The organism is Corynebacterium kutscheri (genome assembly GCF_000980835.1).
Classification (GTDB): Bacteria; Actinomycetota; Actinomycetes; order Mycobacteriales; family Mycobacteriaceae; genus Corynebacterium; species Corynebacterium kutscheri.
Genome location: NZ_CP011312.1, coordinates 2,033,585 through 2,048,887 on the forward strand (window position 1 = coordinate 2,033,585; position 15,303 = coordinate 2,048,887).

Below are 15,303 nucleotides of genomic sequence, written 5' to 3' on the forward strand. Positions count from 1 at the left end.
TTAATCCTGGTTTTATAAGCAGCAAAAAGGCACTGTGCCCAATTGGTCACAGTGCCTTTGACAAACTAATACGTTATTTATGATTAACGCTGTGCACTGATATCAAGCTTGTGCCCACCATCAGCTACATCAACATGAACGGTATCGCCATCATGGATCTGCCCGCCCAGTAGTTGCTTAGCTAGTTGGTCGCCAATTTCTTTTTGAATCAAACGACGCAATGGACGAGCCCCATAGGCAGGTTCATAACCGCGCTCACCTAACCATAGTTTCGCTGCATCAGAGACCCGTAATCCAAGTCGTCGTGATTCTAGACGCCGAGCAAGATCACGCACCTGAATATCTACAATGCTTGTTAGTTGTTCTGCAGAAAGCGGATCAAAGATAACAACATCGTCGAGTCGGTTAATAAACTCTGGTTTAAAGGCGTGGCGTACTGCTTCCATCATCTGTTCTTCAGTACCACCAGCACCGAGATTCGAGGTCAAGATCAGCACCGTATTTCGGAAATCTACTGTCCTGCCCTGCCCATCGGTAAGCCGACCCTCGTCCAAAACCTGCAAGAGAATATCAAAAACATCCGGATGCGCTTTTTCTACTTCGTCAAAAAGCACTACCGTATATGGGCGACGGCGAACGGCCTCGGTAAGCTGACCGCCTTGGTCGTAACCCACATATCCTGGAGGGGCACCAACTAGGCGTGCCACAGAGTGCTTTTCGCCAAACTCAGACATATCAATGCGAACCATGGCGCGTTCATCATCAAACATAAACTCAGCCAAAGATTTAGCCAGCTCTGTTTTACCTACTCCGGTTGGCCCTAAAAAGAGGAAGGAACCGGTAGGACGATGTGGATCGGCAACACCTGCGCGTGCTCGACGGACCGCATCCGATACTGCTTGCACAGCCTGATGCTGACCAACCACGCGATGACCTAAAACCTGCTCCATATTCAGCAGCTTCTCGGTTTCGCCTTGGAGCATCTTTCCCGCTGGAATACCTGTCCATGCGGAAACAACCTCAGCAATAGTATCTGGGGTGACTTCCTCACTGAGCATGGTGGTTTCTACAGAATGTTCTTCTGCTTCTGCCACCTGTTTTTCCAGCTCTGGGATACGTCCATAACGAAGCTCAGCCACACGACCATAATCGCCCTCACGTTCGGCGATCTCAGATTCAGAGCGTAGATTCTCTAATTCTTCTTTGATCTCTCGAACCTTTTCGATGGCCGATTTCTCGTTATTCCACCTAGCAATCAATTCGCCAAGGGTTTCCCGTTCATCAGCAAGCTCTTGGCGAAGCTTCACCAACCGATCTTGAGAAGCAGCATCAGTTTCTTTTTCTAATGCCATCTCCTCAATTTCTAAACGCCGCACAATGCGTTCTAGTTCGTCAATTTCCTGCGGTGAAGAATCAATCTCCATGCGCAAACGGGAAGCTGCTTCATCAACTAAGTCAATAGCTTTATCTGGTAAGAACCGAGAGGTGATATAACGATCCGACAAGGTAGCAGCAGCTACCAGGGCGGAATCTTGAATGCGCACACCATGGTGTACCTCATAGCGTTCTTTGAGACCACGCAAAATACCAATCGCATCTTCTAACGAAGGTTCCCCGACAAATACTTGCTGAAAACGACGCTCCAACGCAGCATCTTTTTCGATGTATTTACGGTACTCATCCAAGGTAGTAGCACCGACTAAGCGCAATTCACCCCTAGCAAGCAAAGGTTTAATCATATTGCCCGCATCCATGGCTGACTCACCGGTAGCACCGGCACCAACAATGGTGTGCAGCTCGTCGATAAACGTAATCACTTCGCCATCGGCTTGTTTAATCTCATCTAAAACAGCTTTAAGTCGCTCCTCAAACTCACCACGATATTTCGCACCGGCAACCATCGAGCCTAAATCGAGAGAAATAAGTGTTTTTCCCTGCAAGGATTCTGGCACATCTCCTGCCACAATACGCCGCGCAAGGCCTTCTACAATGGCGGTTTTACCCACACCCGGCTCGCCAATAAGAACTGGGTTGTTCTTGGTACGACGGCTCAGCACTTGTACCACACGCCGAATTTCTTGATCACGCCCAATTACCGGATCAATCTTTCCTTCGCGTGCTCGCGCGGTGAGATCAGTGGAATATTTCTCTAATGCTTGAAACTGCGCTTCTGGATCTTGGCTAGTTACCTTCTTATTCCCACGCACCGATGGAAAAACTGCCTTAATCGCATCATAGGTAGCACCGCGCTTGGTCAAAAGCTCAGCAGCTTCATTGGTACCACGCGCAATGGCGGCAAGCAGTACCTCAGTAGAAACATATTCATCGCCTAATTCGCCCGCTAATTCTTGCGCTGCGGTTAAGGCGTTTAATGCATCACGGTTAAATGTAGGGTTTGTTAAATTAGCTCCCTGTGCTTTAGGTAACTTATCGACGAGTGCTACTGCCTCCCCACGCACTACATCTGGATCAACACCAGTAGCACGTAAAACTGGGATAGCAATGCCATCTTCTTGACTAAGCAAGGCTACTAATAAATGTTCCGGACGAATATCCGGATTCCCTTTTGCAGAAGCACTCTGTAAAGCCTGCTGCACTACTTCTTGGGTCTTTGTTGTGGGGTTAAAAGAGTTCATAATTTTTCCTTTCATATGCTGTACTTTTGTTGTTCAGCTATCAGTTATAACGCACAGCAAGTTGAGTTTGTTCCACTCAACTTTAAAAAAGTTTTTTAGCATAGTTTTTCCGTCGACAAGCATCCATAGTTCAAGAGGTTGCTTAGAGGGTACTGCAAAGGACTAGAGTAGGAACATGGCTTATCACGCAGATTCACTTGATCTTGAAAATAAGGAAATTCTCACCTGGGATGGTTTTGGCAAAGCAAACCGCGAGTTAGCCCAGGCTGTTGTTGATTCTGGCTTTATTCCAGACATTATTGTCGCCGTCGCACGCGGCGGTCTCGTGCCAGCTGGCGCCCTGTCCTATTCCATGGGCATAAAGCTTTCTGACGCTATCAATGTCGAGTTCTACACCGACGTTAATGAGACTCTGCCAGATCCAGTTCTGCTTGAGCCACTATTAGATATTAATTCGCTCACTAATCGTAAAGTACTTGTCGTCGATGATGTCGCCGATTCTGGCCGCACCCTTGATTTGGTTCTTAAACTTCTCAGCAAGCACAGCTCCGAGGTTCGCTCCGCGGTGATCTATGCCAAGAGCCGTTCAGTAGTATCGCCCGACTATGTATGGAAACACACCGATGAGTGGATTGTTTTCCCATGGTCTGATCAACCACCTGTTACTGCTAGCTAACTAGCCATAAGCCTATCGGTGTCGCATATCTTCAATGTGTGCGGCGCCGATAATTTTATCTGCAGCCCACGCACCCTGCTTGGACATGCGAGAATACACCACCGGACAATTAATACACCGTGGATTCCTACGGCAGCACTTCTTTTTAATCTTCATACCTAAGGGATTAATCGGACGCTCCTCACTGGCACGTCGACCTTCGAAAACAATATAAGGTTTGCCGCCTTCCCAAGAATCAAGTCGCACTTTGCCAGCTCGGGCAGAATTTTTTCCCACCAATTGCTGTGCATACTTTGCGCGCTTTTTCTTTCCCATACCCCCAGAGTAAACCGATACGGAAAAAGGGTAGGCATTACTTGCCAAGGCACCCCTTCATTAGGGTGTCCTTGGCGAACCTAATACTCTTAATCAATCTTGCGCAGATCTCCATCATCACCAAAATATTTAGAGCGCAAAGCATTCGCTAGCTTAAAAAGCGGCAACAAAAGTTTAAGGTTAATAATCTCTAGGCTCTTAGAACTGTGCGCATGAAAATTTCCAGTCTCCTCAAACGGACGTTGCACCAAGGGTAATCTCGCTACCACTTCATAATGACGCTTAACATTCATACCAGTGTTATCTACCGGATCATCAATAGCCGGCTGGACAGTTTCTAGCACAAATTCATCTTGATCCGAACGCATAGCAATCTGAAATTGCTCATAGGCAAGTTCTGGGTCAATACCAGCTCGGGTATATACCTGTGCCAAATCTTCAATAAAACGCTCAATCGGATTACACGAAACCACAATATTCATCCGCTGTGATAAACGTTCTACGATCGGATGCCCCAGACAAGGTTGCATAGAAAAAAGAGAAACAACCGATTCTTCACCCAATTGCCGCGCAATATCTGCCGGCGAATACTCATGGGCATATTCAACCGATTGGTAGTCATGGTTATCACTACAGCAATTTTCCTTACCACAGGTACCAGCATGCTCAGATTTCATATTCAACCAGACCACCGTTGCCTCACCCCGATATTGATTCAAGCGACGACGAAAATCCGATACTGGCTCCGAAATAAATGGACGCTGCTTACGGCTATCAATGCGCCCACCAACCCAAAAAACGCCTTTATTTCCGTAAAGGGATTCAATAACACTAATTAAAAATGCCAGCTGATGAACACACCGCATATCCGCCTGGATGAAGTAATTCATCCGGATAGCCGCCGGTGCTTCATCTGAATCAAAAAAATCATCCCATACCTGATGAAACTCCCCAACCGGCTCGGTGTCTTCTCGTAATTCCGCTTCCCATCGCGCCAACATAGTCTGTGGATCATCAGTACCACGATGAAGTAGAAACTCATCGTACTCCTGCTGCCAATCCCATCCTTCATTGGTATGAATGCGTGTCCGTGGATAAATTCGTCGTTTCGCCAATATCGAGACTGCATCCTCGTGCAGCATATGCTCAATAACTCGCGCAAAAGAACCCGTATTATCTAACTGAACCTGTGCCCCGTGAAAAATCTCTTCCCATTCGCTTACACTGCGTGGTTTATCTTTAGCCTTAACTGCGATATGGACATGCGATTCCACCCCAAAACCATCATGGATAATCCATGCCCATCTATCGACACACTCATGGCCTAGCCCACTAAAAAGTTCTTCATAACTATATAGGCTTTGTTCACCGGTGTAGGCATCGTTTTCCCACATATCCCGCTTTACAATGACGATGCGCGACATTGGTGTCGGCGTCATGGAATACACCTCTTTTGCTTATATTGTCTTCGGTATCGCAGTGCATAAAATCGTAAATGTGCTACTTCATATAGCTACTGACCCGCCAATATAAGACTTAAGGTATATGAAATCAGGATATCATGATAGAACTTTTTGCTTTCCACCCCTATTTAGTCCACTGTTATCTACAAACACTTAAGGGGCATCAATAATACATTTGTACAAACCTCAATAACCCACCACTTTCAGACATTTCCCCCACAGGTTATTAACCACGGCTGAAAGTTTCACCCTAGCCTAAAATAGCAAAGCTACAGTTCAGGGATATTAACTAAAAGACTTAGCAATCCTACCCTCTTTCCATTTACTCTTTACATTTTACTTTTACCTCTACAGACCGGACCTTAAGTAGATAACGGGCACAAGTTACCCACCATTTACAAAATAAAAAATGGGCTTCCTTCTACAAACATAAATATTCAACCACCCAACAAGTATCGCCGCCAGCACACTACAGCCCGTTCAAACAGCGAAACGAAACTTGTTCAACCAAGACAATGAAACACCAATCAATATCCCCCTGTTATAACGTTTTTGCCTATATTTTTAACCTTTTTCTCAGTAGATAAAAATTGCCAACAATAAACATGCAGTTCAGGGGAAGATATTTTTCAATATTAAAACAGTGAATAATGAAAAATACATACAATTCTCAGTTTTCGCTACAATATATCCCGCAGTTACCGCACACGCGCATACTGTCTCGCCAACCACAATCATGGTTAGGCCTTTACTAGGTAATTTCCACGAAAGGAACACATGTCCCTCACATTGACGCTCCGCACTGCAGTGGCACTAGTAGGAGTTTCAAGCATTGCAGTACTCAGTGCTTGCTCAAACTCAACCACAACAGAGGTTGCCGAGGACAAAGCAATGACCCCCACGGCAACCAACTCGCACGCTTTTGCCACCGCCGAACTAAAAAACCAATCCGGTGAAGGCGTAGGAACAGTTGAGTTCACCGAAACCGATGCAGGCACCAAAATTACTGTAGCAGCAAAAGGGCTTACTCCGGGTTTCCACGGATTCCATATCCATAGCAAGGCAGTCTGCGAAGGCGATTTTAAATCTGCTGGCGGACACCTCCATGGCATGAACCAGCCGCATGGTGATGGCTATCATCCACACGCAGGCGATCTTCCTTCCCTACTCATTAATGCAGATGGAACCGGACATCTTGAGGTAATCACCGATGCCGTTGATGAGCAACTACTTTTTGGTACCGAAGGCACAGCCCTGATCGTTCATGAAGGACGCGACAACTACGCCAATATCCCAAAGCGTTACGCCCCTGATGGTCCAGATGAAGAAACTCTCAAAACTGGTGATGCCGGCGCACGTATCGCCTGCGGTGTAATTAGCAAGAAATAACAGACTTCTACAACTGCCGGTACATACCGAAAGGCAGTAAACCCGTGCATAAAACTTCTACGTTCGGATATGTGCGCGGGTTTTTACCTACTCAAACCCATCCATTAGCCCATACCGTCAACAAAGCAGCAACAATATTCATACTGCACACTTTTTGTCTCACATCGGTCAAGTTAATAATAAAGCCTAGATAATTCTTTTTTATTCACTCATCATCCGATATTACATCTACTACCTGGGCATTTTTCGCTAGGGTAGGTGTATGAAATATTTTGGTTTCCTCAGTTTTGGCCATTATTCGCTTCCAGGTCAGCCTGGGTTATCCGCAAAAGATGTGCTCCAACAAGCCGTAGAAATTTCCGTAGCCGCCGATGAGATTGGTGTCAATGGCGCATATTTTCGTATCCACCACTTCGCTCCACAAGGTGCCGCACCTATTCCACTACTTTCGGCAATCGCTGCGCGTACGCAACACATTGAAGTAGGTACCGGAGTTATTGATTTACGCTAGCGCATGTCTGAGTTATGGCGCTGGACGTGGACGGGAGCGTGTGGCTCGGCATCGGCCGGTGGCTCGTGGTCGGCGCTGGCCTCGCCGGGGCCGGCTACGGGCTCTTCGCGTCCGTCAGCTGGGTTGCGGGTCTCGTGGAGACCTGGAAGGGCCGCGGGATGCCGAAGTGGCCCCGCTGGCGCAAGAGGTGATCACGCCTCACGAGGGCAAGCGCGCGCAGCGCGTGCGGCAGCCGCGACAACTGGACATTAGGTCAGCGGCTACTGTATAGTTCAGTGCATGCTGACCATTGCTTCGCGTCTTGACATCATGAACCGGCTCGGCCGGGCCATGGCCGACCCGACGCGCTCCCGCATCCTGATGTCCCTGCTCGACAGCCCGAGCCACCCCGCGGTGCTCTCGCGCGAGCTGGGGCTGACCCGCTCGAACGTGTCCAACCACCTGACCTGCCTGCGCGACTGCGGGATCGTGGTCGCCGAGCCCGAGGGCCGCCAGACTCGCTACGAGATCGCCGACCCGCACCTGGCCGCGGCGCTGACGGCACTGGTCGATGTGACCCTCGCCGTGGACGAGAGCGCGCCGTGCATCGACCCGGCTTGCTCGGTGCCGGGCTGCTGCGCCGCGAGCAGTTCGGGGGACGCCTCGTGAGCGCCGCCTGCGGCTGCGACGAGCCGACGACCAGCCCCGCGGACGAGGCAGAGGAGGCAGAGCGCCCGTGGTGGCGTGATCCCGGCCTGGTCGTGCCGATCCTCTCCGGCGTCGCGTTCGGCACCGGCCTGGCGCTGGAGTGGTCGGGGCTGCACATCGCGGCGCTGGTCGCGTTCTGGGCGGGCCTGCTGCTGGGCGCGTACACGTTCGTGCCCGGTGCGATCCGGAATCTCGTTGTGAAGCGCAAGCTCGGGATCGCGCTGCTGATGACGATCAGCGCCGTGGGCGCGGTGATCCTCGGCTACATCGAGGAGGCGGCCGCGCTGGCGTTCCTCTACTCGATCGCCGAGGCCCTGGAGGACAAGGCGATGGACCGCGCCCGCGGCGGGCTGCGCGCGCTGCTGAAGCTCGTGCCGGAGACCGCGACCGTGCTGCGCGACGGGATCTCCGCCTCGGTCCCGGCCAGGGAGATCGCCGTCGGCGACGTGCTGCTGGTCCGCCCTGGCGAGCGGGTCGCGACCGATGGGCTGGTCCGCTCGGGCCGGTCGAGCCTGGACACTTCGGCGATCACCGGTGAATCGATCCCGGTCGAGGTCGCGCCCGGAGAAGCGGTGTCGGCGGGCGCGATCAACAGCGCCGGCGTGCTGGAGGTCGAGGCGACCGCCACGGGCACCGACAACTCGCTGACCACGATCGTGGAGCTGGTAGAGCAGGCCCAGGCCGAGAAGGGCGACCGAGCCCGGATCGCTGACCGGATCGCCCGCCCGCTGGTGCCCGGCGTGATGGTCCTCGCCGTCCTCGTCGGCGTGCTCGGGTCCCTGCTCGGCGACCCGGAGACCTGGATCACCCGCGCCCTGGTCGTCCTCGTCGCGGCCAGCCCCTGCGCGCTGGCGATCGCGGTGCCCGTCACCGTGGTCTCCGCGATCGGCGCGGCGACCAAGTTCGGCGTCGTCATCAAGAGCGGGGCCGCCTTCGAGCGCCTCGGCGGCATCCGGCACCTGGCCGTGGACAAGACCGGCACTCTGACCCGCAACCGGCCCGAGGTAACCGCCATCGTCGCCGCCCATGGGTTCGACGATGCGCAGGTGCTTGCTTGGGCTGCCGCCGTGGAGCAGCACTCGACGCACCCACTCGCCGCCGCCATCGCCGCCGCGGGCCGGGGAACCCCCGCCGCGCAGGACGTGGCCGAGGAGGCCGGGCACGGCATCGGTGGCCTGGTCGACGGCCGCAGGGTGGCGGTGGGCAGTCCGCGCTGGATCGACGCCGGTCCGCTCAAGGCCCGGGTCGAGGACCTGGAGGCCGAGGGGCAGACCTGCGTGCTCGTCACCGTCGACGGCTTCCTGGCCGGGGCGATCGGCGTCCGCGACGAGCTGCGCCCCGAGATCCCCGAGGTCGTGCGGACCCTGCGCGACCAGGGCGTCGAGGTGAGCATGCTCACTGGCGACAACTCCCGCACCGCTGCTGCGCTGGCGAAGCTGGCCGGGATCGGCGACGTGCACGCCGAGCTGCGTCCCGAGGACAAGGCTCGCATCGTCGCCGGGTTCTCGGAGACGTCGCCGACCGCGATGATCGGCGACGGCATCAACGACGCGCCCGCCCTGGCCGGGGCGACCGTGGGCATCGCGATGGGCGCGACCGGCTCCGACGCCGCGATCGAGTCCGCCGACGTCGCCTTCACCGGCCACGACCTTGGCCTCATCCCGCAGGCTCTGCGCCACGCCCGCCGCGGCGGCAGGATCATCAACCAGAACATCGTGCTGTCCTTGGCGATCATCACTGTGCTGCTGCCGCTGGCGATCACCGGCGTGCTCGGCCTGGCAGCGGTCGTCCTCGTGCACGAGGTCGCCGAAGTCGTCGTCATCGCCAACGGACTGCGGGCTGCGCGTGCCCGCAAGCAATAGGTGTTCCGTCCAACGCCATAACTCAGACATACGCTACGAAAACCCACTCTACTTAGCCGAAGAACTTGCCGCACTCGATCTACTTGCCGATCAGCGTCTTGCAATTGGGGTCTCGCGGGGTTCACCAGAACCGTCGCTACGCAGCTATGAAACCTTCGGTTACATTCCCCAGCCTGGCGACGAACAAGGTGCGAGTATGGCACGTGAGAAATTCCTCCAGCTTATCTCAGCTATTCGTGGCGAAGGGCTAGGTACTGCAGCCCCCTTGGAAGAACAATATCCACAGATTTATCAGCCAGGTTCTACTCTGCCAATTATGCCGCATTCTCCAGGTCTGGATCGTCGTATATGGTGGGGTGCAGCCAGCGAGAAAAGTGCTATCCAAGCAGCTTATGATGGGGTCAACCTTATGAGTTCAACCTTGGTATTCGGCTCTGGGAAACCATTAAACGTATTACAAGCTGAACATATTCATGCCTATCGCGATGCATGGAAAGAAGCTGGACATAAGTGGAACCCACGAGTGAGCGTATCGCGTTCTATTTTCCCAGTAACCAATGAGCGAGAACGCGAACTTTTTAGCGGCGGACAAACCCATGATGAAGTAGGCATCATCGACAATAACGAGGCAACCTTTGGCCGTGTTTATGTTGATACTCCCGATAAGCTTGTGGAACAACTGCTTGCCGACGAAGCCGTGCAAGCAGCCGACACTTTGCTACTAACTATCCCTAACCAAGTTGGGGTAAAAATCAATGTCGATATTTTGCGTAACTTCGCCGAACATGTCGCACCAGCATTAGGATGGGAACCTGCTCAAAACGGCCTCGCCAGTGGGTACCCCATCGGATAAAACTGGCATAATAAATTTGTGTTTAATCACGCTAGAGTCATCGCAGAAATCTCCTCCCGCCGGGAGGAGTTCTTTGCGATGGTTGCTAGCCATTTTTATGCTGATGTTCCGCTTGCCCGGCTCAGTTTTCGACTCCAGCCATCGCTCGTCGATACTCTTATCGCAGGGCTAAGCCATCCACTTAATATCACGGCATGGGCACATGATCTTGCCCACCGCGGAGTGGATAGATCTTTTTATGTGCCGCTTTCAGCTGCCCTACAACATGCTGTCTGTCATATTTGTTCTGCGCTTCCTCTTGTCGACGTACTTGCTGTAGAGCATCGCATTGATCAAATTATGAAACAGTTGCTTGCGGTGAACGTCGATACGCTTTCTGCACCAATACCAGCTGAAGTTGTAGAAATAGAACGGCGCAGTTCCCGGATTACTGTGGTACGTCTTATTGCCGAAGCTCCACTATCCTATAAACCTGGTGAATATCTCCAAGTCACTACCGATTACTTTACCGGGATATGGCGTTGCTTATATCCATCAGTACCGGCCAACGAACACGGTCAAGTAGAATTTCATCTTTTCCATACCAACTTAACCACGCCTATTGGTTTGCTTGCCTCTGCACGGATTGGCGAAAAATGGCTGCTAGCCAACGGCTATGGGAAACTCTCACTCAGTGGCAATGATCTAGTTATGATTAGCCATAACACCGGGTTGGCTCCACTGCGCTGCATTATTATCGATTATCTTATGCGCACTAATGCTCCCCGGGTACATCTTTTTGTTGGCGCAGATTCTCCAGGAGAACTGTACGAACTACAAAGTCTCTGGGGAATTGCTGCTAGCGCCCCGTGGCTTTCAGTTACCCCAGTTGTAGGAACTATTCTCGATCCTTGGTGGGTGCGACCCACCCAGGCATGTGTTGCGCCACGGGGTTTACACCTTACCCAACTTGGCGATCCTGCGGATGTAGTGGCTAGCTATGGTACTTGGGAAGACCGCGATATTTTAATTTCTGGATCCAAACAACGTGTTGACTACAGCAGCCGCACTTTAATCCGTGCTGGTACCCCAATCAAAAATATTTCCTCACTGCACTTTAACCATATCCCCGCATGGATGACAGATTAACCTCAACTGCGCCTACGGTGGGTACGATTATTGTCTACTAGCTGGTTCTACTAACTGAACCTACTAGCTGGCATAATGATCACTAGCTAACAACACCGTTAAAGTTTTACGTGTCTTCTCCACTACTGTCGGATCAATCTCAACAAATAAGTTTTCTTCTCCCGCACCGGCTTCTCTTAATCGAACCCCAGTTGGATCAATAAGCGCAGAATAGCCAATACCTGTGGGAGCACTAGTGTCTTCTTCACCACTTGCCGCCTGATCTACGGCAATAATAAAACATGTGGAGTCTAATGCCCTGGCACTAGTCAGCGTTTGCCATTGCTGATATTTTCCGGCGCCTCCGGCCCAGGATGCTGGCAGCACAATAACCTCGGCTCCCTTGTGCGCTAAGCTACGAAATTGTCCCGGAAAGCGCACATCATAACAGGTAGCTAGACCAAAATTAATATCTTCATATTCAAAGGTCACTAGCTCTTTGCCCGGTTTTACCGTATCGGATTCCCGATAATTAAAAGAATCGTAGGTATGGATTTTGTCATAAAAAAACTGTCTACCATCGGGAAGTAAAACCGCTAGGGTGTTCGTTACTCGATTCACTGTTTTTCCGTCCCGGTTAACCGAATCTGCCGGGCTAAACATGCCAAAAATAACCCCGATATTATGCTCACGAGCACATGCGTGCAATTGTTGGACGAAGTTGCCATCGCTAGGTTCAGCCTGAATATCTAACCGCCCAGTACCAAAAGCTTGCATACTTGCCTCAGGAAAAACAATCAAGCGTGCTTGCTGCTTTACGGCAGTCCATATTTTATTTTTTAAAATTTCATAGTTCTTATTTTTATCTGCGGTTGTTCTGACCTGCGCTAAACATACTTTCATAGAGTCTAGGGTATGTGGAAAACTGCTCTATTTCCACCATTTTTCTCACCACATTTTCCACAGATTACAACCATTTTTCACAGAACCTTCCCCTTTTCTTGGAACTGAGCCAGGCTAGAAGAATGAATATGATTCTTTATCCCACCGCACTACAAGCACTACAAGTTACTGCAGAGGCACCTACGGTAAGCACAGTATTAAGCCCCTCTATGCTTTCTACTGCAAGTCAACAGATTGCTCAGCGATGGCATCACATCTTTTCTGATTGTTTAACCGAAGAAAAAGCAACCCTTAACGATGTGCACCATTTTGCTCGCAGTGTGTGCGACAGTGATACTCGCTTAGCCCACAGCCTTAGTAGTTTAAAACCCTAAAGAGGCCTAACTAATGAGCATCTCAACACTTTTTCCGCTTTATTCCGATGAGCTTTATCAGCAAAGTACACATTTTGCCCAAGCTAGTCGCTATATTTACGAACAAATCACTGCGCACCAAACACTATATGCCTACAATCTTAATCCACATCATGGGCAAGCTATTAACGCACTAAAAGGCCGTCTGTACACACTTCATCGCACCTGGGATACCACTGCGAGTAGTTATCAGCGTACAGCTACTATTCTTCACTTGGCTGCTGGTGCGCAGAAAGAATTAGAAGTTCAGGCACGCTGGTTAATTAATACTGCCACCCAATATGGTGCAGTCTACGAAAACAATTCTTTTCACAATGTACAAGACCAATGGGATATTGCTACCCCAGCAAATGCTGTGTTGCAGTTTCTGCGCCAGGCTAGTCTTTTATTGGATAAAACAAGTGCGCACACGTTACTAAAAGAAAATGACCTGCCAACAGATATCGATCCGGTAGCTTTTCGGCTCAAAGACCTTGACCTTTTAGATAGCGACTCTATTCACGATCTCAATATGATTGTGGCCGAAAATGAAATCCGCGAGCTACTACACAAATACCCAAATGCTCGCTTATTAGAAACCGGCGATGGGCATACCGTAGTGAGTTTTGGTGATATTGATACTGCAACCAACATTGTCACTCTGGTTGCCGGAGTTAATTCACATAATAATGTAGCTAGCTATCTTCAACGCACCGATCTTATTCATAATCACACTGCTTCATCCTCTAGTGCAACTGTTTTATGGTTGGGTTATCGCGCACCTAAAAATATATCGAAAGCGTTTTCTGGGGCACCAGCTCAAGCAGCAGCTAAAGATCTCCAAGAATTTCAGCACATACTTACCCAACGTAATCCAACGGCTCGTCGAGTACTTATCGGGCATAGTTATGGCAGCACAGTAGTCGGTTACGCTGGTCTAACCAATACGCAAAATTCAATTGCCGATGCAGTAATTTTAGCTGGTAGCCCTGGTGTTCCCGCACGTCCAAATGCCTCCGAGGTGTACTCCGTGTTAGCAAATCAAGACTATATCGGACTTACTGGGGCTAATTCTGTTGCTATCCATGGTGTTGATCCTCATGCATCAACCTTTGATTCTGAGAAATTACGCTTCGATGGTGGACATAGCTCTTATTTTGATAATCAAAAATTCTTAGATCTTATTAAACGGGTTCGCAGTAGCGATACACAATAATGCACTATAAAAACGTATGAGGTAGTTGCTGTTAAGCACTACCTCATACGCTTATGTGTATTAACGAAAACAGATAACTAGCTTCTTAAAGCGCTATTTTTAGTAGCGGATAGCCATACGTCCGTCAATAAGTCCATGACGCATATCATCAAAGACCTGGTTAATATCGTCTAGTTCGCACTCCTTAACTGTTGGCTTAATCAAACCACGAGCATAGAAATCAAGGGCTTCTTCGAGATCTTGACGTGTTCCTACCAGCGAGCCACGAATAGTCAAGCCCTTGAAAACGATATCGAAAATTGATGCTGGGAATTCTCCTGGAGGAAGACCATTGAATACAATTGTGCCACCCTTGCGTGCCATATTAATAGCTTGGCCAAATGCCTGTGGGTGCACAGCAGTAACCAATACGCCATGGGCTCCGGTACCAGTGAACTCCATAACAGCCTGTGCTGGGTCAACTTTCTTAGCATTAATGGTGAACTCAGCACCATGCTTCTTAGCCAATTCGAGCTTGTCATCAGCAATATCTACTGCGATAACTCGCATACCCATAGCTACTGCATACTGCACTGCAATATGGCCTAACCCGCCAACACCAGAAATAACCATGAACTGTCCTAGACGACAATCAGTTACTTTGAGTCCTTTATAAACAGTTACGCCAGCGCACAGAACTGGGGCAACCTCAACTGGATCTGCACCTGCTGGGATGCGAGCACAATAGCGAGTGTCTACCAACATATACTGGCCGAAGGAGCCATCTACGGTGTATCCGCCGTACTCGGCCTTATCGCAGAATGTCTCCCAACCGGTACGACAATGCTCGCACTCACCACATGCTGACCAAAGCCATACATTGCCGACCATATCGCCAAGTGCAACACTGTGCTCGCCTGGGCCGAGTTGAACAACTTCACCAACACCTTCATGACCAGGAATAAAAGGTGGCTTTGGCTGTACTGGCCAATCGCCTTCTGCTGCGTGAAGGTCGGTGTGGCATACACCAGAAGCAATAACTTTCACTAGTGCCTCGTTTGGTCCGGGTACTGGCAGCTCAACTTCGTTGATAACTAGTTTTTCACCGAACTTCTCGACAACAGCACCGCTAAAACGCTCTGGAAAATCTGACATGGGTTCTTCCCTTCTAATTCTTAGTGAAAAAATAACAAGGATATGACACCTTTTATTGACTCATCAATGGATTTCGGCATAGTCAACTATTGTTTTTTGCCAATACCTACAGTTTCTGTGACCTGTAGGTAATCACACATTTTTATTTCCCTATGTCGT

13 protein-coding genes and 1 pseudogene are annotated in these 15,303 nt (G+C 50.5%); 9 read left to right on the forward strand and 5 right to left on the reverse strand.

Annotation, left to right across the window (positions count from 1 at the left end):
• Positions 1-83: 83 nt before the first annotated feature.
• Entirely contained in the window at positions 84-2,636 is a 2,553-nt protein-coding gene (clpB, locus tag UL82_RS09205) for an ATP-dependent chaperone ClpB (protein ID WP_046440588.1), read from the reverse strand.
• Between the two features lie 175 nt (positions 2,637-2,811).
• Here clpB and UL82_RS09210 point away from each other — a divergent pair, with 175 nt between their 5' ends.
• Complete coding sequence (locus tag UL82_RS09210; protein ID WP_046440591.1) at positions 2,812-3,312, forward strand: phosphoribosyltransferase; 501 nt, start codon at positions 2,812-2,814, stop codon at positions 3,310-3,312.
• Between the two features lie 12 nt (positions 3,313-3,324).
• Here the strand turns inward: UL82_RS09210 and UL82_RS09215 are convergent, their stop codons facing one another.
• Both UL82_RS09215 and UL82_RS09220 read right to left on the reverse strand, forming a co-directional pair.
• Entirely contained in the window at positions 3,325-3,627 is a 303-nt protein-coding gene (locus UL82_RS09215; RefSeq protein ID WP_126316653.1) for a hypothetical protein, read from the reverse strand.
• An 89-nt stretch (positions 3,628-3,716) separates the two neighbouring features.
• Positions 3,717-5,066, reverse strand: a complete 1,350-nt coding sequence (locus UL82_RS09220) for a hypothetical protein (protein WP_126363906.1) — start codon at positions 5,064-5,066, stop codon at positions 3,717-3,719.
• Positions 5,067-5,867: 801 nt separating this feature from the next.
• Between UL82_RS09220 and UL82_RS09225 the strand changes: the two genes are divergently transcribed.
• The 6 genes and pseudogenes from UL82_RS09225 (at position 5,868) to UL82_RS09250 (ending at position 11,520) form a co-directional block, all read left to right on the forward strand.
• Positions 5,868-6,479: a superoxide dismutase family protein gene (locus UL82_RS09225; protein ID WP_046440597.1), complete on the forward strand. Its 612-nt coding sequence runs from the start codon at positions 5,868-5,870 to the stop codon at positions 6,477-6,479.
• A gap of 262 nt (positions 6,480-6,741) precedes the next feature.
• Positions 6,742-6,987 (forward strand): annotated as a pseudogene (locus UL82_RS09230) (LLM class flavin-dependent oxidoreductase); the annotation flags it as partial.
• A gap of 282 nt (positions 6,988-7,269) precedes the next feature.
• A complete protein-coding gene (gene cmtR, locus UL82_RS10955; RefSeq protein WP_083966463.1) occupies positions 7,270-7,638 on the forward strand; it encodes a Cd(II)/Pb(II)-sensing metalloregulatory transcriptional regulator CmtR in 369 nt (122 codons plus the stop codon).
• On the forward strand, positions 7,635-9,539 hold the full coding sequence (locus UL82_RS09240) for a heavy metal translocating P-type ATPase (protein ID WP_046441467.1): 1,905 nt from the start codon (positions 7,635-7,637) through the stop codon (positions 9,537-9,539). Before cmtR ends, UL82_RS09240 begins: the two co-directional genes overlap by 4 nt.
• Complete coding sequence (locus UL82_RS09245; RefSeq protein WP_232009481.1) at positions 9,523-10,392, forward strand: LLM class flavin-dependent oxidoreductase; 870 nt, start codon at positions 9,523-9,525, stop codon at positions 10,390-10,392. Before UL82_RS09240 ends, UL82_RS09245 begins: the two co-directional genes overlap by 17 nt.
• Positions 10,393-10,410: 18 nt before the next feature.
• Positions 10,411-11,520, forward strand: coding sequence for a ferredoxin reductase domain-containing protein (locus UL82_RS09250; RefSeq protein WP_046440601.1), 1,110 nt, complete (start codon positions 10,411-10,413; stop codon positions 11,518-11,520).
• Positions 11,521-11,583: 63 nt separating this feature from the next.
• Here UL82_RS09250 and UL82_RS09255 read toward each other — a convergent pair whose 3' ends face one another.
• Positions 11,584-12,402 carry a carbon-nitrogen hydrolase family protein gene (locus tag UL82_RS09255; RefSeq protein WP_046440603.1) on the reverse strand — a complete coding sequence of 273 codons (819 nt, stop codon included), beginning with the start codon at positions 12,400-12,402 and terminating at the stop codon, positions 11,584-11,586.
• 122 nt (positions 12,403-12,524) lie between these two features.
• Between UL82_RS09255 and UL82_RS09260 the strand changes: the two genes are divergently transcribed.
• Together UL82_RS09260 and UL82_RS10695 are read left to right on the forward strand one after the other, a co-directional pair.
• Entirely contained in the window at positions 12,525-12,776 is a 252-nt protein-coding gene (locus UL82_RS09260) for a hypothetical protein (RefSeq protein WP_126316645.1), read from the forward strand.
• A gap of 13 nt (positions 12,777-12,789) precedes the next feature.
• Positions 12,790-14,010 (forward strand): alpha/beta hydrolase, encoded by a 1,221-nt coding sequence (locus UL82_RS10695; RefSeq protein WP_052735942.1) that lies wholly within the window; start codon positions 12,790-12,792, stop codon positions 14,008-14,010.
• A gap of 99 nt (positions 14,011-14,109) precedes the next feature.
• Here the strand turns inward: UL82_RS10695 and adhP are convergent, their stop codons facing one another.
• Positions 14,110-15,144, reverse strand: coding sequence for an alcohol dehydrogenase AdhP (gene adhP, locus UL82_RS09270; protein ID WP_046440607.1), 1,035 nt, complete (start codon positions 15,142-15,144; stop codon positions 14,110-14,112).
• Positions 15,145-15,303 lie beyond the last annotated feature (159 nt).